Annotated in this window: 18 protein-coding genes and 1 other annotated feature; of the genes, 10 read left to right on the top strand and 8 right to left on the bottom strand. The window is 45.2% G+C overall.

The genetic code is table 11. From position 1 onward, the window contains the following. Positions 1–58 precede the first annotated feature (58 nt). Positions 59–373 carry a hypothetical protein gene (locus DHBDCA_RS08375; RefSeq protein WP_015043790.1) on the bottom strand — a complete coding sequence of 105 codons (315 nt, stop codon included), beginning with the start codon at positions 371–373 and terminating at the stop codon, positions 59–61. 192 nt (positions 374–565) lie between these two features. Next, positions 566–2,395 (bottom strand): translational GTPase TypA, encoded by a 1,830-nt coding sequence (typA, locus tag DHBDCA_RS08370; RefSeq protein ID WP_015043789.1) that lies wholly within the window; start codon positions 2,393–2,395, stop codon positions 566–568. A 353-nt stretch (positions 2,396–2,748) separates the two neighbouring features. On the opposite strand from typA, the gene DHBDCA_RS08365 reads away from it, so the two are divergent. The 3 genes from DHBDCA_RS08365 to DHBDCA_RS08355 all read left to right on the top strand — a co-directional run bounded on the left by DHBDCA_RS08365 (position 2,749) and on the right by DHBDCA_RS08355 (position 6,333). Continuing rightward, positions 2,749–3,453, top strand: a complete 705-nt coding sequence (locus DHBDCA_RS08365; RefSeq protein ID WP_015043788.1) for a CHAP domain-containing protein — start codon at positions 2,749–2,751, stop codon at positions 3,451–3,453. Positions 3,454–3,740: 287 nt separating this feature from the next. Continuing rightward, positions 3,741–4,382: a polyprenyl diphosphate synthase gene (gene uppS / locus DHBDCA_RS08360; RefSeq protein ID WP_015043787.1), complete on the top strand. Its 642-nt coding sequence runs from the start codon at positions 3,741–3,743 to the stop codon at positions 4,380–4,382. Between the two features lie 102 nt (positions 4,383–4,484). Beyond that, positions 4,485–4,746 (top strand) — a binding site (T-box leader). A 93-nt stretch (positions 4,747–4,839) separates the two neighbouring features. After that, positions 4,840–6,333 carry a 2-isopropylmalate synthase gene (locus tag DHBDCA_RS08355; protein ID WP_015043786.1) on the top strand — a complete coding sequence of 498 codons (1,494 nt, stop codon included), beginning with the start codon at positions 4,840–4,842 and terminating at the stop codon, positions 6,331–6,333. Positions 6,334–6,372: 39 nt separating this feature from the next. Here DHBDCA_RS08355 and speD read toward each other — a convergent pair whose 3' ends face one another. After that, entirely contained in the window at positions 6,373–7,188 is an 816-nt protein-coding gene (gene speD / locus DHBDCA_RS08350) for an adenosylmethionine decarboxylase (protein WP_015043785.1), read from the bottom strand. A 230-nt stretch (positions 7,189–7,418) separates the two neighbouring features. Here speD and murI point away from each other — a divergent pair, with 230 nt between their 5' ends. Next, positions 7,419–8,186: a glutamate racemase gene (gene murI / locus DHBDCA_RS08345; protein WP_015043784.1), complete on the top strand. Its 768-nt coding sequence runs from the start codon at positions 7,419–7,421 to the stop codon at positions 8,184–8,186. A gap of 16 nt (positions 8,187–8,202) precedes the next feature. Here the strand turns inward: murI and DHBDCA_RS08340 are convergent, their stop codons facing one another. Together DHBDCA_RS08340 and crcB are read right to left on the bottom strand one after the other, a co-directional pair. Then, entirely contained in the window at positions 8,203–8,541 is a 339-nt protein-coding gene (locus tag DHBDCA_RS08340; RefSeq protein WP_015043783.1) for a DUF190 domain-containing protein, read from the bottom strand. Between the two features lie 14 nt (positions 8,542–8,555). Next, positions 8,556–8,942, bottom strand: coding sequence for a fluoride efflux transporter CrcB (gene crcB, locus DHBDCA_RS08335; protein WP_015043782.1), 387 nt, complete (start codon positions 8,940–8,942; stop codon positions 8,556–8,558). A gap of 247 nt (positions 8,943–9,189) precedes the next feature. Between crcB and DHBDCA_RS08330 the strand changes: the two genes are divergently transcribed. From DHBDCA_RS08330 to DHBDCA_RS08320, 3 genes are all read left to right on the top strand, one after another. Further along, on the top strand, positions 9,190–9,429 hold the full coding sequence (locus DHBDCA_RS08330; protein ID WP_015043780.1) for a FeoA family protein: 240 nt from the start codon (positions 9,190–9,192) through the stop codon (positions 9,427–9,429). Positions 9,430–9,626: 197 nt separating this feature from the next. Beyond that, positions 9,627–11,648: a ferrous iron transport protein B gene (gene feoB / locus DHBDCA_RS08325; RefSeq protein ID WP_015043779.1), complete on the top strand. Its 2,022-nt coding sequence runs from the start codon at positions 9,627–9,629 to the stop codon at positions 11,646–11,648. A gap of 27 nt (positions 11,649–11,675) precedes the next feature. Continuing rightward, positions 11,676–11,948 carry a FeoC-like transcriptional regulator gene (locus tag DHBDCA_RS08320; RefSeq protein ID WP_015043778.1) on the top strand — a complete coding sequence of 91 codons (273 nt, stop codon included), beginning with the start codon at positions 11,676–11,678 and terminating at the stop codon, positions 11,946–11,948. 158 nt (positions 11,949–12,106) lie between these two features. Here DHBDCA_RS08320 and DHBDCA_RS08315 read toward each other — a convergent pair whose 3' ends face one another. After that, a complete protein-coding gene (locus DHBDCA_RS08315; RefSeq protein WP_015043777.1) occupies positions 12,107–12,838 on the bottom strand; it encodes a LolA family protein in 732 nt (243 codons plus the stop codon). 378 nt (positions 12,839–13,216) lie between these two features. Between DHBDCA_RS08315 and htpG the strand changes: the two genes are divergently transcribed. Together htpG and DHBDCA_RS08305 are read left to right on the top strand one after the other, a co-directional pair. Further along, complete coding sequence (htpG, locus tag DHBDCA_RS08310) at positions 13,217–15,094, top strand: molecular chaperone HtpG (protein ID WP_015043775.1); 1,878 nt, start codon at positions 13,217–13,219, stop codon at positions 15,092–15,094. Between the two features lie 7 nt (positions 15,095–15,101). After that, positions 15,102–15,818, top strand: a complete 717-nt coding sequence (locus DHBDCA_RS08305) for a ZIP family metal transporter (protein WP_015043774.1) — start codon at positions 15,102–15,104, stop codon at positions 15,816–15,818. 20 nt (positions 15,819–15,838) lie between these two features. Here DHBDCA_RS08305 and DHBDCA_RS08300 read toward each other — a convergent pair whose 3' ends face one another. Further along, positions 15,839–17,428 carry a sensor histidine kinase gene (locus DHBDCA_RS08300; RefSeq protein ID WP_015043773.1) on the bottom strand — a complete coding sequence of 530 codons (1,590 nt, stop codon included), beginning with the start codon at positions 17,426–17,428 and terminating at the stop codon, positions 15,839–15,841. Between the two features lie 118 nt (positions 17,429–17,546). Next, the gene (locus tag DHBDCA_RS08295; protein ID WP_015043772.1) at positions 17,547–18,230 is read right to left on the bottom strand and encodes a response regulator transcription factor; all 684 of its coding nucleotides are present in this window, start codon (positions 18,228–18,230) and stop codon (positions 17,547–17,549) included. Between the two features lie 278 nt (positions 18,231–18,508). Here DHBDCA_RS08295 and metH point away from each other — a divergent pair, with 278 nt between their 5' ends. Next, positions 18,509–22,033 (top strand): methionine synthase, encoded by a 3,525-nt coding sequence (gene metH, locus DHBDCA_RS08290; protein ID WP_015043771.1) that lies wholly within the window; start codon positions 18,509–18,511, stop codon positions 22,031–22,033. Positions 22,034–22,039: the final 6 nt, after the last annotated feature.

Raw genomic sequence — 22,039 nt, 5'->3', positions numbered from 1 at the left:
TCCATTCTTGTTACTTTCGTTTCAATAATAATGGTCCCTCTAATATTGATTACAGGCTTTATTGAAGTGGTATACCGGTATTCCGCTCATATCTTTGAATAAGTGGGTCAATGATTACGGCAGAGACAAGACCAAGATAAGCAGAGATAAAACCGAATCCCAAGAATGCAATGAACTGCTGCAAGTCAGGCTGGAGCGAATGGTAATATAAGAAAACGGCTAAACCGCACCAGAAACCCTGACAGAATGGACAGCCAAACAGCTTGCAGAAAAAGTAGCCTTTCTGCTTAAGGGCATCTCTGATCTTTTTAAATAAGACAAAGTCAAATAGAAAAAAACGGAGGCTTAAAGCCAGCAAAAGCTCAAAAACCATTATAGATCACCTGATTTTTTAAAATTTGTCCTTTTACATTCCATATTATGGTAAAATAAAATAATATGTGCCTAGTTAATGATGACCAGGTTAAAAATCAAAAAACAAAAAAGCCTGATGCAAGAATCATCTGGAAAGGGATTTAGGATTCTCGATCAGGCTTTTTCATTGTCAGGTATTCTGATTTGAGGATTAGATTCCGCTCATATTCTTTTGTTTTTCATAACGGGTGCGGGTGTTTTTGTCTAAAAATCTTTTGCGTAGGCGAACGTTGATGGGTGTAATTTCTACATATTCATCATCATTGATATATTCCAGGGCTTCTTCCAGACCGAGCAATTTTGCCGGTTCCAGTCTCAGGCTTTCATCGGCTCCGCTGGAGCGCATGTTGGTCAACTGCTTTTTGCGGGCAATGTTGATATCAATATCCTGTTCGCGGTTGCTTTGACCGACAATCATACCTTCATAGACTTTGGTTCCGGGATCAATAAACATTCTGCCGCGGTCCTGCAGCTGAAACAGTGCATAAGCGGTGGATTCTCCCGGATCTGAAGCGACCAGGACTCCTCGGTTGCGGCCTTGAATATCGCCCTTATATGGTTGATAGGAATGGAAGACATGAGCCATGATTCCTTCCCCGCGGGTTTCGGTAAGATAGTCCCCCCTGAAGCCGATCAATCCGCGTGCCGGAATCAAAAACTCCAGGCGTGTAACTCCACCAGACATGTTGACCATGTTCTGCATCTCAGCTTTACGGGTGCCAAGCATTTCAATCACGGTGCCGGTGCACGAATCAGGAATATCACAAGTCAGATGCTCAAATGGCTCGCATTTGACACCGTCAATCTCCTTCAGAATAACTTCCGGTTTCGAGACCATCAGTTCGAAGCCTTCTCTTCGCATATTTTCAATCAGGATGGACAGGTGCAGCTCTCCGCGTCCTGATACTTGAAAACAGTCCATGTTTTCAGTTTCTTCCACGCGGAGACTAACATTTGTTTCAATCTCTTTAAATAGTCTTTCCCTAAGCTTGCGGGACGTGATATGTTTTCCTTCTGTTCCGGCAAAAGGACCGGTATTGACCATGAAAAGCATGGTCAGGGTAGGTTCGTCAATTTCAATCATCGGAAGAGGTTCAGGATTCAACGGATCAGCTATGGTTTCTCCGATATTGATATTGGGAATGCCGCTGATAGCTACGATGTCTCCGGCATTTGCTTCAAGTACATCAACCCGACCTAAGTTCTGGAAGGTAAATACTTTACCGACTTTGACTTTCTCGATCGATCCGTCTCTTTTGATCACAGCGACTTGAGTATTAGCAGTCAGCTTGCCCCGGAAGACACGTCCGATAGCAATCTTGCCAAGGTAATCGTTATAGTCGAGTGTTGTTGCCAGCATCTGCAGAGGACTGTCGGGATCGCATTCTGGAGCAGGAATTTCTCTCAGAATCGTTTCGAATAACGGGACCAGATCTTCAGTCATTTCCCCGGGTTCATAACCGGCATTTCCTTGACGGGCTGAAGTATAAACGATTGGAAAATCAAGTTGTTCATCACTCGCACCCAGCTGCATAAACAGCTCCAGAACTTCATCGACAACTTCGTAGGGACGCGCTTCAGGCCGGTCGACTTTGTTAATGACGACGATGGGTTTCAAATCCAGTTCCAAAGCCTTACGAAGCACAAATTTGGTCTGAGGCATCGGGCCTTCAAACGCATCAACAACCAGAAGCACACCGTCGACCATTTTCAGGACGCGTTCGACTTCTCCACCAAAATCGGCATGCCCAGGGGTATCGACAATATTGATCTTGACACCCTGCCAGTTTACGGAAGTATTCTTAGCCAGAATGGTAATTCCGCGTTCCTTCTCCAGATCATTGGAGTCCATGACTCTTTCTTCGACTTGTTCATTGGAGCGAAACGCTCCGCTTTGTCTGAGCATGACATCGACGAGACTTGTCTTGCCATGATCGACGTGGGCAATAATTGCCAAATTTCTTAAATGGTCAGCGTACATTCAATTTCTCCTGTCGTAATCTAATTCTTTCTCCTTAACAAGTAAGAACATAAATAAGAATATTGGTATTTGCATATCGAAATCTTAAAGAAGTAATACTTGCCAATCGTCCTGCGTGTGAAGAGGACTTAACCTTTAACATTATAATACGTTTAAACTTTTTTTCAAATTAATTTATTTTTCCTGAATTTTATTTTATTTATTCTGTAATCAGATTTTGTCCATATTTTATTGGAGCTGTTTCAACAGCATTCTGCAATCAGCATTTTATGGGCTAGGCTTGCTTAAATAGGCAGAGAAATATATAATTTCATGTGGACGAGTATAAAACACATCATGAAGGAGCAGACCCGATGAGGAAATCCAGACGATACTATCGCAGACGAAACAAGACACCGTTGCTCGCCATCATAATCATCGTATTTGCCTTAGCAGTCGTAACGGGATCCAAAATAGTTTCCGGCAATGCACTCGATCATTCTCAGACAGACTCAAGCTACGGTGCCCAAACGGCTGATCATTCCAGTGAAGCAGCGGACACTGCGCGTCTCATCCGGCAGGCTGACGTTGCTGCCGGTATGAAAATCGATGAATACAAAGGTGTGGCAGTCTATTCCAATGGCGCGGATTATATGTCCAGTCACGGCTTAAGTTATAGTAAAGATGGTTATTATTACGGCTACAAGTGGCAGTGCGTAGAATTTGTAAAACGATTCTATTATGAAATCTATCATCATGAGATGCCTGACGGCGCTGGGAACGCCAAATATTTCTTTAATCCGATGCTGGCACAGGGCAAACTGAATGAACAGAGAGGCCTTGTTCAGTACGTTAACGGAGGGAATGAAAAACCCCGGGAAGGAGACCTGCTGGTCTTCAATGAGGGGTCTTACGGTCACGTTGCAATTATCTGCGGAGTGGCTGACGAATGGATTGAAGTCATTCAGCAGAACTCAGAGGTTCCCAGGGAAAAATACAGTCTTGTTTACAAAGATGGTACCTATACGATATCCGGAGACAGAGATCCAGCCGGATGGCTCAGAGCTAGCAGCAGGTAAACCTGGCCATAACAGCAAAGATTTAGAAATTGAGAAACCAGAAAAATATTAAGGCTGAGCCGAGATGGAGAATTTCGACTCAGTCATTTTAGTATATCAAAAAGTAGAAATACAACTTTCTGATATATCTAAATGCAGCTATGGCTGACGCCAAGGCGTGGCGTCAGCAAAGGTTTCTTTTTATTAGCTGAAAATAATTTGTAATAATCTACGATAATTGGAAACAATAATGGTAAACCTGTAGAGAATATCGAACATTATCGGCATAGTGTAAAGGAGTATCCAGAATGAGAATTCCCAATCATATTGGGGTTATCCCAGATGGCAACCGGCGATGGGCAGACAACAATGGATTACCAAAGGAGATGGGCTACCGGGAAGGTCTGGACCCAGGACTTAAACTTCTGAAATTATGCAGGGGAGCCGGCGTCAAAGAACTGACCTATTATGGTTTTACAGTGGATAATACCAAAAGACCAGCTACTCAGAAGAAAGCTTTTGTGCAGGCCTGCATTGATGCAATTGGTATGATTGCGAGCGAGGACGTGTCCTTGTTAGTGATTGGCGATACAGAATCTAAGATGTTCCCCAAAGCGCTGCTGCCATATACGCGTCGGACAAAAGTCGGCAAAGGCGGCATTAGAGTGAATTTTCTCGTCAATTACGGCTGGGAATGGGATCTGGGAAATCTTCGTACTGCCGAAAAGAATAAGAGAAAGGTTATTAAAGAGTTAAAATCAAATGATATTTCCAGAGTTGATTTGCTGATCCGCTGGGGAGGAAGACGCCGACTCAGCGGTTTCCTGCCTGCACAAAGTGTTTATGCGGATTTCTATGTACTCGATGATTACTGGCCAGATTTTAAGGAAGAGCATTTCTATGATGCTCTGAAGTGGTATAATACGCAGGATATTACTTTAGGCGGTTAAAAAAAGAATGTGAGTGGAGAATGCACAGTCTCGGTGAATAAAGGTATTAACAAAGGTATTGACAAAGAAGTAATTGGACTGATATAGTGAATAGGAATATATGAAAAGATGATGACAGGGAATAATAAGTCCGGAGTATTTGTGCAGAGAGCCGCAGGCTGGTGAAAAGCGGTCAAGACGAAAGACTGAACTCCCCCTTGAGTTGCCGGCTGAAACCATTTAGGCAGTAGGACCGGACGGAGTCTTCCGCCGTTAAAAGGAAGGGGATATCGGAAGATGGTTTCACTGTTTTCCCGCATCCTGTAGAGTGAACGGCATGTGCCGTTAACATGAGTGGTACCGCGAATTGGCCTTCGTCTCATTAATTGAGACGAAGGCTTTTTGACGTCCAAGGATGGACGAATGACGCATTCAACGAATGGCAGGGAGCGACAAACTATAATGAGGAGGTATTGGAATGCGCAGATTATATTTGTTTGACACCACGTTAAGGGATGGTGAACAATCTCTCGGGATCACGTTAAATGTCCGGGAAAAACTAGAGATTGCCAAGCAGCTGGCGACACTCGGCGTAGACATTTTGGAGGCGGGCTTTCCGGCTTCATCTCCCGGGGACTTCGAATCTGTGAAAATCATTGGCAGGGAGGTTAAGGGAATCACAGTGTGTGGACTGACCCGTTGTGTGAAAAAAGATATTGACCTTTGTGCCGAGGCCCTCAAAGAAGCTGAGAACCCTAGAATTCATACCGGAATCGCCGTTTCCCCGATTCATATGGAGAAAAAACTCAGGCTAAAACCGGAACAGGTGATTCAAAAGGCTGAAGAAGCTGTCAGACATGCCAAAAAATATCTGAACGATGTCGAGTTTTATGCTGAAGACGCTTTTCGGAGTGATTATGATTTTCTGGCTAAAATATTTGAGCGCGTGATCGCGGCCGGAGCAACCGTCGTAAATATTCCGGATACTGTTGGATACGCGACTCCGTGGGAATTCGGCGAACTGGTCTCCTATATCAAAACGAATGTCCCTAATATTGATCGGGTGAAAATAAGTGTCCATTGTCATAATGATCTTGGAATGGCCACAGCAAACACTCTAGCCGGGATTATGGCCGGGGCCGATCAGGTGGAAGGCACTATCAACGGGATAGGGGAAAGAGCCGGCAATACCGCTTTGGAAGAAGTCATTATGGCGATGTATACCCAGAAAGACCGCTACGGCATCGATTTGGCTGTTAACACCCGGGAAATTGCCGCCACTAGCAGACTGGTTTCCTCGATCACAGGGGTGCCTGTGCCGAGCCATAAAGCAATCGTTGGCACGAATGCATTTATGCACGCTTCAGGAATCCATCAGGATGGAATACTAAAAGAAAAACAGACCTATGAGATTATTGATCCGGAGACGATCGGAGTGCCAAGAAATCAGATGGTCCTGAGCGCCAGATCAGGAAGGCATGCTCTCAAACACAGGCTGGAAGAGCTCGGATATAAGCTTGAAGAGACTCAGATGAATACGCTTTATGAAGAATTCTTACTGCTGGCAGATAAGAAGCAGGAAATCTACGACGAAGATCTGCATATTCTAATGGGAACAGGCATACCTGAGCAAAAGAGAATCAAAGTAAAGAATATATCCGTAGCGACTGCCGGGACACAGTCGGCCACGGCAGCTGTTACCCTGGAAATACAGGGGACAGAGATAACTGATGCCGCAATTGGAAACGGTCCTATCGATGCTGTGTTTAAAGCAATCGATCGAATTATCGGTAAAGAAGTCCGGCTCGAGGATTACAGTATTAAATCTGTGAGCCGCGGCAAGGAGGCGCTTGGGAATGCAACGGTTAAAATTTTTGCCGACGGAAATTATTATGTCGGCAAGGGAGTAAGTACCGACGTCATCGATGCTAGCGCCCTGGCCTATGCCGATGCAGTCTCCAAACTTAGCTGACAGACAAGAAAAGATGCCTTTAATTTGGCATCTTTTTTTTTAGAAAACATTTCTCCCGGAGAAAATCTCCTGCATCTCATGTTTAATTCTTTGTTTGATCCTTCTCCGTTTACTGGAGGATATCTCTTCTTTCTCAGCTCCGAATAGATAATGATCAAGATCAAACTCTCTTAAAAGCATCTTGGTGTGAAAAATATTATCCTGATAGACGTTGACATCAATCAGCTGATATCTGTTTCTGGTCTCTTCCGAAATAAAATTCTGAATGGAATTAATCTTATGATCAATAAAATATTTTCTACCGTTTACGTCCCGGGTAAAGCCCCGGACACGGTAATCGATAATCGCAATATCCGGTTCAAAACTTGTAATCAAGTAGTTTAAAGCCTTTAGCGGCGAAATCTGGCCGCAGGTGGAGACGTCGATATCGGCCCGGAACGTACTAATCCCCTTGTCAGGGTGGTTTTCCGGATACGTATGCACCGTAATATGACTTTTATCCAGATGACCGACCAATGACTGCGAATCAGGCCCCGGGGCTTCGTTTTCAAGGATTTCCATCGGTTCACGGATCATAATCTGATTTTCAGCGACCAGCATGGTGACACTGGCACCTTGAGGATCGTAATCCTGATTGGCGATATTCAGAATATTGGCTTCAATGATCTCAGCGACAGAAGTCAGAATTTTAACCAGCCTGTCGGCATTGTATTCTTCATCAATATACTCAATGTATTTCTTATGTTGATCCTGCGATAAAGCATAGCAGATATCATAGAAATTAAAGCTCAACGTTTTCGTCAGGTTGTTAAAACCATATAATTTTAATTTTTTATTGATAGGTTTTATATTCATTTTCTTGCACCTATACCAAATATTATTTTTAAGCCTTTTTCTCTCAAGTTACTACTTTATTATACATATTTTTTAACTTTTTCTATAGACAGTTCGAATATTTTTGAACAAATATTTTTAAACAAATTCTTTTAAAAACAAGACGAAAATGGTGATAATATTCTTTGTAAGATTAACAAGATATAGGTTATAATTTATTAAGAAAAAACAAAGTTTGTGAGTTGAAAAAAATGCGCATAGGCTTCTTTGACTCCGGGGTCGGTGGAATCACCGTACTGCATGAAGCGATCAAGCAGCTGCCCCGGGAGGATTTTATTTATTACGCGGATATTGATCATGTGCCTTATGGGACCAAAAGCAAGGAAGAAGTCCTGAAACTGGTTTTGGATGCTGTTGATTTCATGGCTGCTGAAGGGATAAAAGTTCTGGTAGTCGCCTGTAATACGGCGACGAGTATTGCCATCAAGGAGCTTCGCCAAAGATATGATCTTCCAATCCTTGGCATGGAACCGGCAGTAAAACCAGCTGTCGAAAATAATGGTTGCAAGAGAATACTGGTCATGGCCACCCCGCTCACACTTCGCGAAGAAAAGTATCAAAACCTGGTCACCAGACTGGATCAGGACCATCTTGTGGATGGCAAAGCATTTCCGGAGCTTGTTGAATATGCTGAAAATTTTTATTTTGACAAAGATGAGATCCTGAAATACCTGAATCGCAAACTTGGCATTCATAATTTGACCGAGTATGGTACTGTCGTTTTAGGATGCACACACTTTCCATATTTTAAGCGGATTCTGCAGGAACTGTTTCCTGCTGATACGCACATTATTGATGGAAGTATGGGAACCGTCAATTATCTGAAAAAAATCCTGACTGAAAGAAAACTTTTTGCTGAGGACGGTCATGGTCAGGTCACTTTCTATTCTTCAGGCCGAAAAGAGCCTTCGGAATCCCGTTATGCCCGGTACCTCCTGCTGCTGGATCAAAATCAATAAAGCCGCTAAGACGGCTTTATTTTTTTGGCAAATATTTCATGACTTCCAAATCTTCTATGGTTATTAATCCTTCGTTGACGACCTCGTCCAAAAAAAGCAGAAAGTCCTGCAGATATTCGGCGCTGTCTATCACTTCAATAACAATCGGAAGGTCATTGGAAAGGTCCAGTATTCTCGACGTTTTTATTCTCGTATTGGCGCCGAATCCTTCAATTCCCCTGAAGACAGTTGCACCAGCCAGGCCCAGCTCTTTGGCCTTTAAGACAATTGTGTGATAAAGGGATACTCCTTTATATTTACTGGCTTCTCCAATATAGATACGGATTCTTCTAGCCTGACCAGATATTTTTACCATCGAGATCCCTTCCTTTATTTTATTAATAGCTGAGTCAGGCTCATTCCAAGCCAGACGGCAATCAGTCCGACGAGCATGCTTCCCAGACCGTTCAGCACAGCTACAATAATCTCTCCGCTCTTAATAAGATTCAGGGTTTCAAGGCTCAGCGTAGAAAAGGTTGTAAACGCGCCCAGAAAACCCACAGATATAAATAAACGGGTATTTGGGCTGGTCACCAGGTTTTCAACTCCTAGTACATAGACAATACCCAGAACAAAACACCCCAGCATATTGACGACGAAGGTCCCCCAGGGAAAGGTATAAAAATATTTTTGATAAATCCAGGTGGAAAGTACATAACGGGCAATAGCTCCAAGTGCGCCGCCTAAACCGATCACCAGATAGACGGAATAATTCAAAGGAAGATCAGCCTCCTGTAAAGTTAAATACTCCCTGAAAAAAGGGTTATTTAAGTATATCATTTTATTTCAGCATATTTCAATAAAAAGCTCAGGATAAAAAGCGCAATACTTGAATAGGAAGATACGAATTGACATTTTGAGCAATAAACGTTATATTAATAATATGAATTCGATAATCATTATCAAAATTATTGTGACATTTGAACAAAATATCAAATTTTTTAAAATTCATAAGGAGACTGCAATGGACGCTACCTTCCTTACAATGGACAAGATACCCGTAAACTCGAATGCCAGAATTGTCAATATACACATGGATGCCGTATTAAGAAAAAAACTGACAGATATGGGCCTGGTCAAAGGGACAGAATTTAAAGTTGACGGCCAAGCTCCGTTGGGGGACCCTATGAAGATTAATCTGAGAGGATATCATCTGGCTATCCGTAAAAGCGACGCCAGGAAAATTCAGGTTGAGAAGATTTGAAACAGATAATAGCAATCTGCCTCCCTACTTTTGGTTTTTAAATGATAATCATAATCACTATCATATATAGTCTTTAATTACGAATGATGAACACCGCAAATTATACCTTGTTTAAAGGGCAATATACAGCAATAAATATTGAAACAAATATTGTATGAAATGCTTAATCGCAAGTGTTTCAGGGGAAGGATAAACAGATGGTAAAGAATTTTACGATAGCTCTTGTTGGAAACCCAAACTGCGGGAAAACAAGCATTTTTAATGCGTTGACAGGATCGAGGCAGCATGTTGGCAATTGGCCGGGAGTAACCGTTGAGAAAAAAGAAGGTACGGTCAGGTTCAGCGGGAATGAGATCAGCGTAATTGACTTACCCGGGGCGTATAGTCTTTCCGCCAGTTCGGAAGATGAAATGGTTGCGGTAAACTATATTTTGCAGGAAAAACCCGATGTTGTTGTGAACGTGATTGACTCAGCAAATCTGGAGAGGAATCTTTATTTCACGTTACAGCTGATTGAGATGGATACGAATGTAATCATTGCTTTGAATATGACAGATGAAGCAGTGAAAAAGAATATTTTCATCAATACAGCGAAACTTGGAGATGTTCTTGGCGTACCGGTTGTCACTACAGTGGCAACGAAGAACAAAGGGATTCGGGAGCTGCTGGAGACTTCAGCGGCAATGAAAGTAAAACCAGGCCGGCCCGTCCAGCCAGACTATTGGCAAACGATGAACCGGGAATCTGGAGCTTTGGCTGAGGCCCTGGTCCAAGAAGGTATTGCTGGTAAAGAATCGGCGAACTTGGCGGCTGTCAGGCTGCTGGAGGATGAGGCGTTTGCTCGAACGCAAATAGCAGGTTGTCCTACCCTGGAAAAACTGGCTGACAAGGAAAAAGACAGGATAACGAGCCGTTTTGGTCTTGAGCCCGGAATCTATCTGGCAGACCAGCGTTATACCTTTATTGGCCAAATCATTAGGGATTGTGTTCGTAGGGAAACGCCTCCGCAAAGAGATCTGACAGAAATGATTGACAGGGTTGTGACAAATAAATGGATCGGGATTCCTTTGTTCTTTGTAATGATGTTTTTGCTGTATCAGATCACAATGGGTCTCGGCAATAATGTTCTTGGGGGCTATGTGGACAGCGCCTTCGGGATCCTGGGGCGGTATGTTTCCGGCTTGCTGGTAAATGCTCCGGTCCTGGCCCAGTCCTTTGTCAGCGATGCTCTGATCGGCGGGGTGGGTTCTGTACTCGTATTTGTCCCGATGATGTTTACCATGTATTTCTTGATTTCTTTTCTTGAAGACAGCGGCTATATGGCTAGGGCAGCCTATGTCATGGACCGGCTGATGAATGCTGTCGGGCTGCACGGGAAAACAGCCGTTGCCATGATTGTCGGCAGCGGCTGCAATGTGGCCGGAATCATGTCCACCCGAACCTTGGACAGCCGGAAAGACCGTATGATCGGCATTTTAATCAGTCCGTTTATTTCCTGCAGTGCTAGGCTTCCAGTCTATGCGCTGTTTGCCGGGGCATTCTTCAGGGGCAAAACGATCGGCATCATACCGTTGGCAGGATTGGTCATTTTTTCACTGTACCTTTTAGGGATCATGGTTGCTGTTGCCGCGGGGAAAATCCTGAGTGAAACACTGTTCAAGCAGGAAAAATCCTACTTTGTTATGGAACTCCCGCCTTATCGTCTGCCGACGCTGAAGAGCCTGATACGGCACATGTGGGAAAAAACGGAGTCGTTTGTCAGAAAAGCAGGGACTGTGATCCTCGGGATCGTCGTTCTGATCTGGATACTTTCTGTTTTCCCAATCGGCGTTGAACCAGGCAGTACCGAGAGTCTCCTTGGAAAATTAGGCGCAGTCATCGCACCTGTATTATTCCCGGCTGGTTTTGGCAGCTGGCAGGCCTCTGTAGCACTTCTTGTCGGAGTCGGTGCCAAGGAAGCAATCATTGCGACGTTCGGGTTGGTTTACGGGACAGGCGAAGGAATGCTCGGAACAGTCTTAGCACAGCATTTTACGCCGCTCTCCGCCTATGCCTTTATGGTAATGACCCTACTTTATTCACCCTGTGCAGCGACAATCGGAATAATTAAAAAGGAGACCAATTCTGTTAAATGGACACTGTTTTCTGTTCTCTACTCACTGATCATTGGCTGGATCGCAGCGGTGCTGATCTTTCAGCTCGGTTCGTTGTTCATCTGAAATGAAGAATAGGCAGGAGGTATTGCGATGCTGATCAATTTGTTAACAGAAATTGCCGATAAACAAGCAAACTCCTTTTCTTCGCTGGCAAAAAAATTAGACCTCGATCCAGAGATGATCAAACAAATGCTGAATGACCTGCAAAGACTTGGATACCTGACTGCGGATAATGTAGCCTGCGTCAATGAACCATGTAAGGGGTGCGGGGGCTGCTGCAGCAAAGGAAACGGAGAAGCGGGAGCAATCTTGTGGACGCTCACGGCAAAGGGGAGGATACTTTTGGAATCCACGAACCGGTAAAGGGTATATGACGCAACACTAAGTTAATAAAAACCGTTAAAAAATACTGTCAACAGTATAAAACGATTAACAGTATCTTACAGATTTTAAGTTGCGCTTGTTTAGGGGTTCGCCCTACAGTCGGAAATATGAAAAAACCATTCATCTACTATTATCTGTTATTTATTGCTGTCGAGATTTATCATGCCGTTAATGTCGACCACTTCCATTCCTGACGGCAGGTCGAAAGTCCCAGCGGGTACGGCACCTGTTCCAATTTGCAGGTTTTTGAATTCCATAGTGGTCATCTCGCCCCCTGCCTCATATTGGGCCTTCACAACAATGCCGTACTCGGTGCTGATCCATTCCTTGACAGTTGATCCTTCACTGGTGAAAGTAAGGACTTTGCACTCCATGCCGTTGACCGTTTCAGTCCCGCCTATTGTATACTTAGATTCAACGAGACCACTGACATAATCAACAGGGGTGGTGGTGTCCGGACCGTTATATTCACTTAACGTCATTTTTATGGCGCTGTTTTGCCCCGAGGTATAAGTAATAAACTCTTTCTTGGACTTATCAAAAATAAAAGTCATCTTTGGGCCGTTAAAGGTGCCCTCCATTTTCATTTTCTGATCCTTGAGCCAGACTTTGCTTTCCGAAGATGCTCCGCCGCCAACAATCACATAATCATAGGCCATTTCTTTGACCAGCTGTCCTTTTCCGATCAGACCGGATACAATTTCATTATCATCAGGTAAAGTTTGTGTTTGTGTTTGTGTTTCTGTCGGAGCCGAGGTTGCTTCATTTTGGGCAGCTGATTCTTCTTTCCCGCCGCAGCCGGATAAAGCCCCAACGCAAAGAAGCAGCAAAACGAGCAAAAGCGCAAGATACCGTCGCGTCAATCTCATGATATTTTCCTCCTATACCTTCTTTTGTATTCAGATATGGAATTTAAAGATTTAATCATTCGATAAGAATGATGGCAAACTCTATTAGCGGATAAATCTTCAAAAATGATATTTTGTTAAACTATATTTGTTATATTATTTTTCGTGATGACTCATAAAAAGTCCTCTATATACGTATCATTTTATTCCAGAAATTAGAACACCATCCTGAATAATGGAATATTTTTTTGGTTTCAGCGATAAAAAAGTCAGAGGAACAAGTATTTGAAGGAACAAGTATTTGAATGTTAGATTTTTTTCCATTCCATGGTATAATATGATGGTCGATTTTTGATTCAACCAAAGCACAGCCATATGAAATGATTGGGAGGGTTGGTAATGATGAATAACAATGTTGAAACTAGGGAGTTTCAGACAGAAATCACCCAGCTGCTGGATATTGTTATTAATTCTCTCTATACGGAGCGAGAGATCTTCTTAAGAGAATTAATATCCAATGCAGCTGACGCTACGGAGAAACTGCGCTACTGCAGGCTCACCGAAAATGAGATAAGCGAATCCGAACAGCCGCTGGAAATTTCCATCGAAACGGATGAAGAAAAGCACACGCTTACCATTACCGATAATGGGATCGGAATGACCAAAGAAGAACTAATTGAAAATCTGGGTACGATCGCCCATTCAGGATCCAAGGAATTTATCAAACAGCTGACAGAGGTCAGAAAGGCCGGATCCGGAAGCAATACCGATTTAAGCCTGATTGGACAGTTCGGCGTCGGATTTTATTCGGCGTTTATGGTTGCGGAGAAAGTAACACTTTATACCCGCTCTTTCAGACCGGACTCTGAAAGCTGGATCTGGTCTTCAAACGGAGCAGGGAGCTATTTAATAGAACCGGGTGATCAAAGCAATTATGGGACCAGGATCGTTCTCCAGTTAAAAGAAAATGCCTATAATTTTAGCAAAGCTGACGAAATCAACAGGATTATCAAACAGTATTCGAGTTTTGTCCCTTATCCCGTGAAAGTTAACGGTGAAAAGGTCAATACCGTCGAAGCAATATGGACGAAAAACGCATCTGAAATCAGTGAGCAAGAATATACGGAATTCTATAAATATATTGACAATGCTTTTGACGAGCCATTTTACAGAATGCACTTTTCCTCCGATGCGCCCCTTTCCATTAAAGCACTGCTGTTTGTGCCCGGAGAAAATTATGAGCGGCTTGGCTTCAGTAAAATGGAGAGAGGCGTTAACCTATTCTGCAAAAAAGTCCTGATTCAGGAAAAATCTGAAGCCATCGTGCCGGAGTGGATGCGGTTTGTACGCGGCGTCATTGACAGTGATGACCTTCCCCTGAACATTTCCAGGGAGACCCTTCAGGACAATGCGCTTGTGGCCAAACTGAACAAGGTAGTCACCGGTAGATTTTTAAAGTATCTCGAAGAGCAAGCCAAAGATGATCCGGCCAAATACAATCAATTTTGGGAAAAATTCAGCAGGTTTATCAAAGAAGGAGCAGCCTCGGATTATGCCCACAAGGACGCACTGGTCAAGCTCCTGCGCTTTGAATCTAACATGACGGCTGAAGGTGAGCTGATTTCACTGGAAGGCTACGTCGGAAGAATGAGAGAGGAACAAAAAGCGATCTATTATGTCAGCGGCTCCAATCGTAAAGTGATTGAATCCGGGCCGTATCTTGAGATCTTTAAGGACAAGGGCATTGAAGTGCTCTATACGTATGAACCGATTGATGACTACATCTTAAGCGGGCTTCCTGAGTTCAAAGAGAAGAAGATTGTTGCGGCCGAACAGGACAGTCAGGATCTGCCGGATTTAGATGCTGAGCAGCCCAGTAATGCCGAAAGTGATATTCCCGAGGATGAAGTGAAGGTCTTATTGGATTGGTTCAAAGAAACACTTGGGGACAGGGTAACCGAGGTGCGTGCTTCCAAACGTCTCGTGGACAGTCCCGCCGTTGTGCTCAGCTCATACGGAACGCATAGCATGCAGAAAATGATGCAAATCATGAACAAGGATATGGAAGGTATCCCAGCGGGGATTTTGGAGATTAACGGCCGGCATCCGGTCATTCAGGGAATCAATGAGCTGCGCAAGTCGGGCGACGCATTTGCTGCGGCAGCGGCGGAACAGATTCTGGAAAACTCGCAGATTGCCGCCGGGCTGATCATCGATCCCAGGAGTATGGTTAGCAGACTCTACAACATCCTGGAAAGAGCGGTTGTGAAGAAATAATACCGGAGTGATTATTATTACGATTCTACTCTACGGGCTGATAGCGGGTCTGGTCACCGGGCTTGGCGCTGTCATCTCTATCTCAATAAAAAATATCACGAACAAGATACTTTCAATATCGCTCGGATTTGCGTCAGGAATCATGATCGGGATATCTGCCTTAAGTCTGATTCCGACCAGCCTGGACATGAGCAACAGTATCATTTGTATTGCCGGTTTTGCAGCAGGGGCTCTGTTCTTGTTTCTGGTGGATATTTCAATGCCGCACATTCACAAGGTTGAAGCGGATTTGAGTAACTATGCCAAGATGGGGTATTTTATCGCGCTCGGAATCACACTGCATAATCTGCCCGAAGGGATCGCGATCGGCGCGACCAGCGAAGTATCGTATCACATGGGTATCATGACAGCCTTGACAATCGGTCTGCATAATATTGCTGAAGGTCTTTGTGTGGCGATGCCGCTGTGTCTCGCCAACGTCCGGAAATCGAGGGTCGTCCTGATTACGACCATGACCGGTATGTCAACGCTGCTTGGTACCGGGCTGGGAATGATTCTTGGCCTGATCTCTCCGCTCATCATCGCTTTCTTTCTGGCGTTTGCGGCCGGAGCAATGATCTATATCAGCAGTGACGAACTGATTCCGAAAAGTCACCATTCCCACAGTGAGTATGCCAATGTCGGCATCATGCTCGGCTTTATCCTGGCATTAATCCTGTCGTAGAATTATCTGTGGCATATCAATCAATCATTTTGTGTCATCAAGCTATCGTTTTTCACGAGAACCAGCGGGAAAAAAATCGTAAAGGACGTTCCTTCTCCAGGGGTGCTTTCGACCCGTATTTCTCCTCCGCGAAGGTACACCAGTTCCGATACGATTGCCAGGCCGAGTCCCGATCCTTGGCCTTTTCCATGGGAACGGGAACGGTCTCCCTGGAAAAACCTTTCAAAAATATGAGGAACGTCTTCAGCCGGGATTCCTTCACCGTTATCCCTGACGGATAGAATAAAACGGGAATTTTCCGATTTAGCGAGGATATCAATCGTTCCGCCGGAAAGTGTATGTTGAATAGCGTTATTAACAAGATTGTACAGAATCTGTTTCAGTTCATCAGGTTTTAATGGAAGCACTTGCGACGTATCCAGGACTTCCGAGACGAAATCGTCAATTGTCCGGAAATCCTGGCCGTTGAATCTGAAAGTACGGTCTTTAAGCAGCGGGATCAAAAGCGGCATAAGTTCAGGAAGAACATCGTGCAGTCCAGAATTGAGCTCTTCGGAATGATCGCTGTTTATTTCTTCTTGGGCAATCCGATTTAAGGTCAGAAGACCTTCGGTAAGCCTGATCAGTCTTTCTGTCTCGATCAGCATGGTCTGATGGGCGGCATCCAAAGTTTCTTTATCTGCCGTACCCGTCCGCTGAAGTATTTCCAGGAAGCCTCTGATCGAGGTCAGCGGAGTCCTGAGTTCATGAGAAGCATCGGCAATAAACCGGGCCATCCGGTTTTTAGCCGATCTTTCCGTATTTAGAGCATTTTCTATCTGTCCGAGCATATGGTTTAAAGCTTCCCGAAGCTGCTGAATTTCCGAAGCGGTTTTATTCATATACGGAAGGCGCAGGTCATAGCGGCCGGCGGCAATCTTGCGGGCCGTAGAGGAAATGTTCAGAAGCGGTTCCAATGGTTTCTGCAAAACCAGCGCTGTAAAAAATGTACTGAGCAGAATAATGATGATCGCGTTAAAAATATATCCTCTGAGATTTCGGCTCAAGATCAGGTCCTGTTCAGCCAGCGGCTGACCGATCAAAGCATAGCCCACATAGGGATGAATATCGTTGTTTTGTTCCAGGGGGAGACTGTTTACCGAAAGCTGATTCGTTACGACCGGGGCCACCATCAGCATATACTGCTGTTCGTCGGTATCCTGAAAAACAAAACATCCGCCGGATCTCGCCTTCTCAGCAAGATCAAACTGCAGTTGGCTGTGGCTGAGATTAGGGACCGTGCTGTTCGCTTTGCCGTAGCTGTAAACAATCGATTTAAGCTGATGGTCGCTGGTATAAAACGCCACAAAATTTCCCGGGCGGAGTTCGGAGAATCTTCCCGGAGGAAACTCACTGCTCGAAAGCCAGCTCCCCATACTGTTCCGTATGGCGTAATAGTCTGAAAGCAGGTTCTGCTCCACGCTCTGATACAGGGAATTTTTCAAGGAAGTATACTGAATAGCCCCAATTAACGTAAAAAAAATGATATGGCACACCCAGAAACGCAGCAGGAGCTGCCCTACCAGGGATTGCCGCCAAATATTCAGTTTTTCCAGAGGATTAATTTTCATGATGATCTCCCTAATGTGATCATACTTAAAGCACAACAATTGAAATGTTAAACATTCAATGCGTCATGATATTCCTGTGTAAAATGCATGATATTTGATATCTCGTGCAGACTGCCAGTTACTGCTGCTCCGTCTGCAGATGGTAACCGAGGCCCCTGACCGTTTTAATAATTGTATGGTCCAGATCCCCAAGTTTCTCTCGAAGATAGCGGATATATACCTCGACGATATTGTCCTCTCCTTCAAAATCGTAACCCCAGATGTGAATCAGGATTTGTTCTTTACTCAACGTTTGGTTGCTGTTCCATAATAGATAGGACAGCAGTCTATATTCAGTAGGAGAAAGCTGCAGAGGCTGATTATCGAGCAGGATTGACTTTTTCAGTTCATCGATCGTAAACCGGCCAATGGTTCTTTTGCCGGATAGATCCGGGAAACGGTTACGCAGCTGAACCTCGATCCGGGCCAGCAGCTCGTCAAAGTGAAAAGGTTTAACCAGATAGTCATGGGCTCCGAGGCGCAGTCCTTTGACAATGTCTTTGGATGTATCCTTGGCAGTCAGCATAATCATGGAAGCACCGGATATTTCCGGGATGGATTCACATAGTTCATATCCGTCCATGACCGGCATCATAATGTCAAGGATGATGACATGAGGTTCAAAGACAGGGATTATTTCCAGTGCCTTTTTTCCATTGTCCGCTGTTCCGATATCGTAACCCTCCTGCTTCAGCCCCAGGCTGAGCATCTGGCGGATTGAAGCGTCGTCATCCACGACAAGTATTCTGAATTTATTGGCCATTCGTTTATTCCTCCTGTATCTTTAAAATACACGATTATTCTGAAAGGAAACTGAATACAGTCATATTTGTCTAAATATCGCCATATATTACTATTTTAACGGTTTGAGCAATTTTCACAAGAATTTTCTGCAGCTCAGGATATCCGGATATGCTGCTTAGAATATACAAAAATGATTACGCAGGAAATACGCAGGAAATACGAGATGTATAGATTGGACGAATCGTATAATCATGGTAAAATAATATGATAAACCCAAGGGAAGCTTGGAGGAAAAGTTTGCAAAGAAGTGGTGAGACCATGAAACAACAGATTTTTAATGAATTGCTTGCGAGAAAAATTCTGATTCTGGACGGAGCAATGGGGACCATGCTTCAGCAGAAGGATCTGTCTGCTGAAGATTTTGGAGGGCCTGAACAGGAAGGCTGCAACGAAATCCTGACGCTCACCCGTCCTTATATCGTGCGTGATATTCATGAGGCCTATCTGAAAGCCGGTGCGGATATCATTGAAACCAATACCTTCGGAGGTACAAATATTGTCCTTGGGGAATATCATCTCGGGGACAGGGATATGGAAATCAACGAGGCTGCGGCACGGCTGGCCCGCGAAGCTGCTGATAAATGGTCCACAGCGGAAAAACCGCGGTTTGTGGCTGGATCCATGGGTCCGACGACCAAGATGCTGGCCTTTGGAGGCGGTATTACTTTTACTGACCTGGAAGAGGCTTATTGCCGTCAGACACTTGGCCTTATTAAGGGAGGCGTCGATCTGCTGATCGTCGAAACCTGTCAGGATACGCTGAATATCAAGGCGGCAGGACTCGGGATCCAGCGCGCCTTTGCTGAATTTGGGCGGGAGGTGCCGCTGGTCGTTTCTGTGACGATTGAACCCTCGGGTACGATGCTCGCAGGACAGAATATTGAAGCCTTATATATTTCGATACAGCACCTGAAGCCGGCTGCCATCGGCATGAACTGCGGCACCGGAGCGGAACTGATGAATGATCACCTCAGAACCCTGGAGGGACTTGCCTCTTGCGCCGTGAGCTGTTACCCGAATGCGGGGCTCCCGGATGAAGAAGGCGGTTACCAGGAAACTCCGGAAGAGTTTGCCGGAAAGATGGCCGCTTACGCAGCCAAAGGGTGGCTGAACATTGCCGGTGGATGCTGCGGGACGACGGATCGTCATATCGAAGCCCTGGCAGCAGCCTTGGCCAAGTACGCTCCGAGACAAATACGGGCTGCTGAACGAAGCAGCGTCGCAGGACTCGAAGCGGTCTGGCCTGAAGAAGAAAACCGGCCGCTGCTGGTCGGAGAGCGGGCCAATGTGATCGGCTCTCGCAAATTCAAGGAGCTGATTGCCGATGAATATTATGAAGAAGGTTCCGAGATTGCCCGAAACCAGGTCAAGAAGGGTGCTCAGATCGTGGATGTCTGTGTGGCCAATCCCGACCGGGACGAGTTGAAGGATATGGTCAGTTTTCTGCCCCACGTTGTCAATAAAGTCAAAGCGCCGCTGATGCTGGATACGACCGATCCTGCGGTTTTGGAAGCAGGACTCCGGCTAATTCAGGGCAAAGCAATTATCAATTCGATCAACCTTGAAAACGGACGGGAACGCTTTGATGAAGTTGTTCCGCTGCTCCGAAAATTCGGGGCTGCAGTCGTGGTTGGCTTAATCGATGAACAGGGTATGGCCCTGACCCGGGAACGCAAGCTCGAAGTGGCCGGACGCTCTTACAATCTGCTGGTGAATGAATACGGTCTTTCAGCTGCCGACATTATCTTTGATCCGCTGACATTCCCGGTAGGAACCGGGGATGTCAAGTATCTCGGTTCCGCAGTTGAGACCATTGAAGGTCTGCGGCTGATCAAAGCCAAATATCCGGAATGCAAGACGATTCTTGGGATCAGCAATGTCTCCTTCGGTCTGCCTGCAGCAGGCCGGGAAGTGCTGAATGCCGTTTTCGTCTATCTGAATACCGTAGCCGGGCTGGACTACGCGATTGTCAATTCCGAAAAACTGGAACGTTATGCGACGATTCCTCATGAAGAGAAAAAACTGGCCGAGGATCTGCTCTTAAATACGAATGACCAGACCTTAAAAGCTTTTACCGATTTTTACAGAGAGAAAAAGGTCACAGAACAAAAACAGACGTCCGGGCTTTCCGTTGAGGAACGGCTGGCAGGAGCGATTGTGGAAGGCTCCAAAGAGGGCCTGGAGAATGATCTGTACGAGGCCCTGACAAAATACCGGCCGCTTGAAATTATTAACGGCCCGCTGATGAAAGGTATGGAGGAAGTCGGCAGCCTCTTTAACAGGAACCAGCTGATCGTGGCTGAAGTTCTGCAGAGCGCTGAAGTCATGAAGGCAGCGGTGACCATCCTGGAGTCCCAGATGGAGAAAGCTGAAGAGGCGGTCAAAGGGAAGATCCTGCTCGCAACGGTCAAGGGCGATGTCCATGACATCGGTAAGAATCTTGTGGAAATCATCCTGTCCAATAACGGCTATAAGGTGGTCAACCTTGGCGTCAAAGTCAGTTCTGAACAGCTGATTGAAGCGGCTAGGAAAGAGGCCCCTGATGCGATCGGTTTATCAGGACTTCTGGTCAAATCGGTTCAGCAAATGCTGCTGACGGCCCAGGACCTGCAGGCAGCTGGAATCAATACCCCGCTGATTCTCGGAGGCGCGGCTCTGTCGCGCAAATATACCGAGGAGAAGATTGCCCCGCAATACGGAGGACCAGTCCTGTATGCGCGCGACGCCATGGTTGGCCTGAATCTCCTGAATGGTCTCAAAAGAAAGCCAGTCAATGATTCAGGAAGCTATAACGCAGCTAAAAATAATGATCAGGTCGGTAATGCTGGTACTATTTCCGGTAACATCCCAGACAGTATCTCCGGCAGTATTTCTGACAACCACATCGAAAATAAATTTTCGCCGGTCAGCTTTGACGGACCTGTCTGCCGCCCGCAGCATACAGCAAGGGAGATTCTTCTGGATTATCCACTGACGGAGATCGTCCCGAACCTCGATTTGCCTTTTATCCTGAGGCGTTATCTCGGTGTCAAAAACAAACTGCGCCACCCTTCCCAGGAAGAAATCAAGGCAGCGGAAAGTCTCCTGTTGGATTCTGCAGATGTTCCTAAAGACAAATCAGCAGAAATTCAGAAATTTGTTCAGAAGTTCCTGGAAGAAATTCAGGAACACAAGCTGATTACGGTCAATGGGGTATTTGCGTTTTATCCGGCCTGTGCGAACGGAAATACGGTCGCTATTCTAAATTCGGATCCGAATCCGAATTTGAGTCCGAAAGCTTCAAATATTGTCCTTGAAGAACTCAGTTTTCCGCGTCAGCAAAAAGATAATGGCCTTTGTCTCGCTGATTATGTCCGTCCCTGGAATAAGCTTGACGGTCAGGAGCAGGCGTATGATTATCTTGGTATGTTTGCGCTGACTACGGGCCTGGGAATTAGAGAAAAGGCCGAGAATTACCGGGACAAGGGCGAATACCTGAAGTCGTTTCTTCTTCAGGTCCTGGCCTTGGAGCTGGTTGAAGGATTTGCTGACATCATGCATGAAAAAATGCGTAAAATCTGGGGGATTGATAACGGCATCCGGGTTTCTCCGGGCTATCCGATCTACCCTGCACTGGAAGAACAGGCCAAGCTATTCAGACTGCTGAAACCGGAGGAGATTGGAATAACACTGACAGAGAATTTCATGATGGACCCCGAAGCGTCTGTTACCGCTGTTGTTTTTTCTCATCCCGAAGCTAAGATATTTAATATTAACCGTTGATCTCTG

The organism is Dehalobacter sp. DCA, from assembly GCF_000305775.1.
Lineage (GTDB): Bacteria > Bacillota > Desulfitobacteriia > Desulfitobacteriales > Syntrophobotulaceae > Dehalobacter > Dehalobacter alkaniphilus.
Note: the sequence above shows the minus strand (reverse complement) of the source record. Positions and strands in the feature narration are given on the sequence as shown.

What these genes read in the sequence shown, in the direction of transcription:
- DHBDCA_RS08375 (WP_015043790.1), bottom strand. Translation starts at nt 373, where the DNA reads ATGGTTTTTGAGCTTTTGCTGGCTTTAAGCCTCCGTTTTTTTCTATTT.
- htpG (WP_015043775.1), top strand. Translation starts at nt 13,217, where the DNA reads ATGATGAATAACAATGTTGAAACTAGGGAGTTTCAGACAGAAATCACC.
- speD (WP_015043785.1), bottom strand. Translation starts at nt 7,188, where the DNA reads ATGAATATAAAACCTATCAATAAAAAATTAAAATTATATGGTTTTAAC.
- DHBDCA_RS08340 (WP_015043783.1), bottom strand. Translation starts at nt 8,541, where the DNA reads ATGGTAAAAATATCTGGTCAGGCTAGAAGAATCCGTATCTATATTGGA.
- DHBDCA_RS08295 (WP_015043772.1), bottom strand. Translation starts at nt 18,230, where the DNA reads ATGGCCAATAAATTCAGAATACTTGTCGTGGATGACGACGCTTCAATC.
- DHBDCA_RS08315 (WP_015043777.1), bottom strand. Translation starts at nt 12,838, where the DNA reads ATGAGATTGACGCGACGGTATCTTGCGCTTTTGCTCGTTTTGCTGCTT.
- DHBDCA_RS08320 (WP_015043778.1), top strand. Translation starts at nt 11,676, where the DNA reads ATGCTGATCAATTTGTTAACAGAAATTGCCGATAAACAAGCAAACTCC.
- murI (WP_015043784.1), top strand. Translation starts at nt 7,419, where the DNA reads ATGCGCATAGGCTTCTTTGACTCCGGGGTCGGTGGAATCACCGTACTG.
- DHBDCA_RS08300 (WP_015043773.1), bottom strand. Translation starts at nt 17,428, where the DNA reads ATGAAAATTAATCCTCTGGAAAAACTGAATATTTGGCGGCAATCCCTG.
- feoB (WP_015043779.1), top strand. Translation starts at nt 9,627, where the DNA reads ATGGTAAAGAATTTTACGATAGCTCTTGTTGGAAACCCAAACTGCGGG.
- DHBDCA_RS08330 (WP_015043780.1), top strand. Translation starts at nt 9,190, where the DNA reads ATGGACGCTACCTTCCTTACAATGGACAAGATACCCGTAAACTCGAAT.
- typA (WP_015043789.1), bottom strand. Translation starts at nt 2,395, where the DNA reads ATGTACGCTGACCATTTAAGAAATTTGGCAATTATTGCCCACGTCGAT.
- uppS (WP_015043787.1), top strand. Translation starts at nt 3,741, where the DNA reads ATGAGAATTCCCAATCATATTGGGGTTATCCCAGATGGCAACCGGCGA.
- DHBDCA_RS08355 (WP_015043786.1), top strand. Translation starts at nt 4,840, where the DNA reads ATGCGCAGATTATATTTGTTTGACACCACGTTAAGGGATGGTGAACAA.
- DHBDCA_RS08365 (WP_015043788.1), top strand. Translation starts at nt 2,749, where the DNA reads ATGAGGAAATCCAGACGATACTATCGCAGACGAAACAAGACACCGTTG.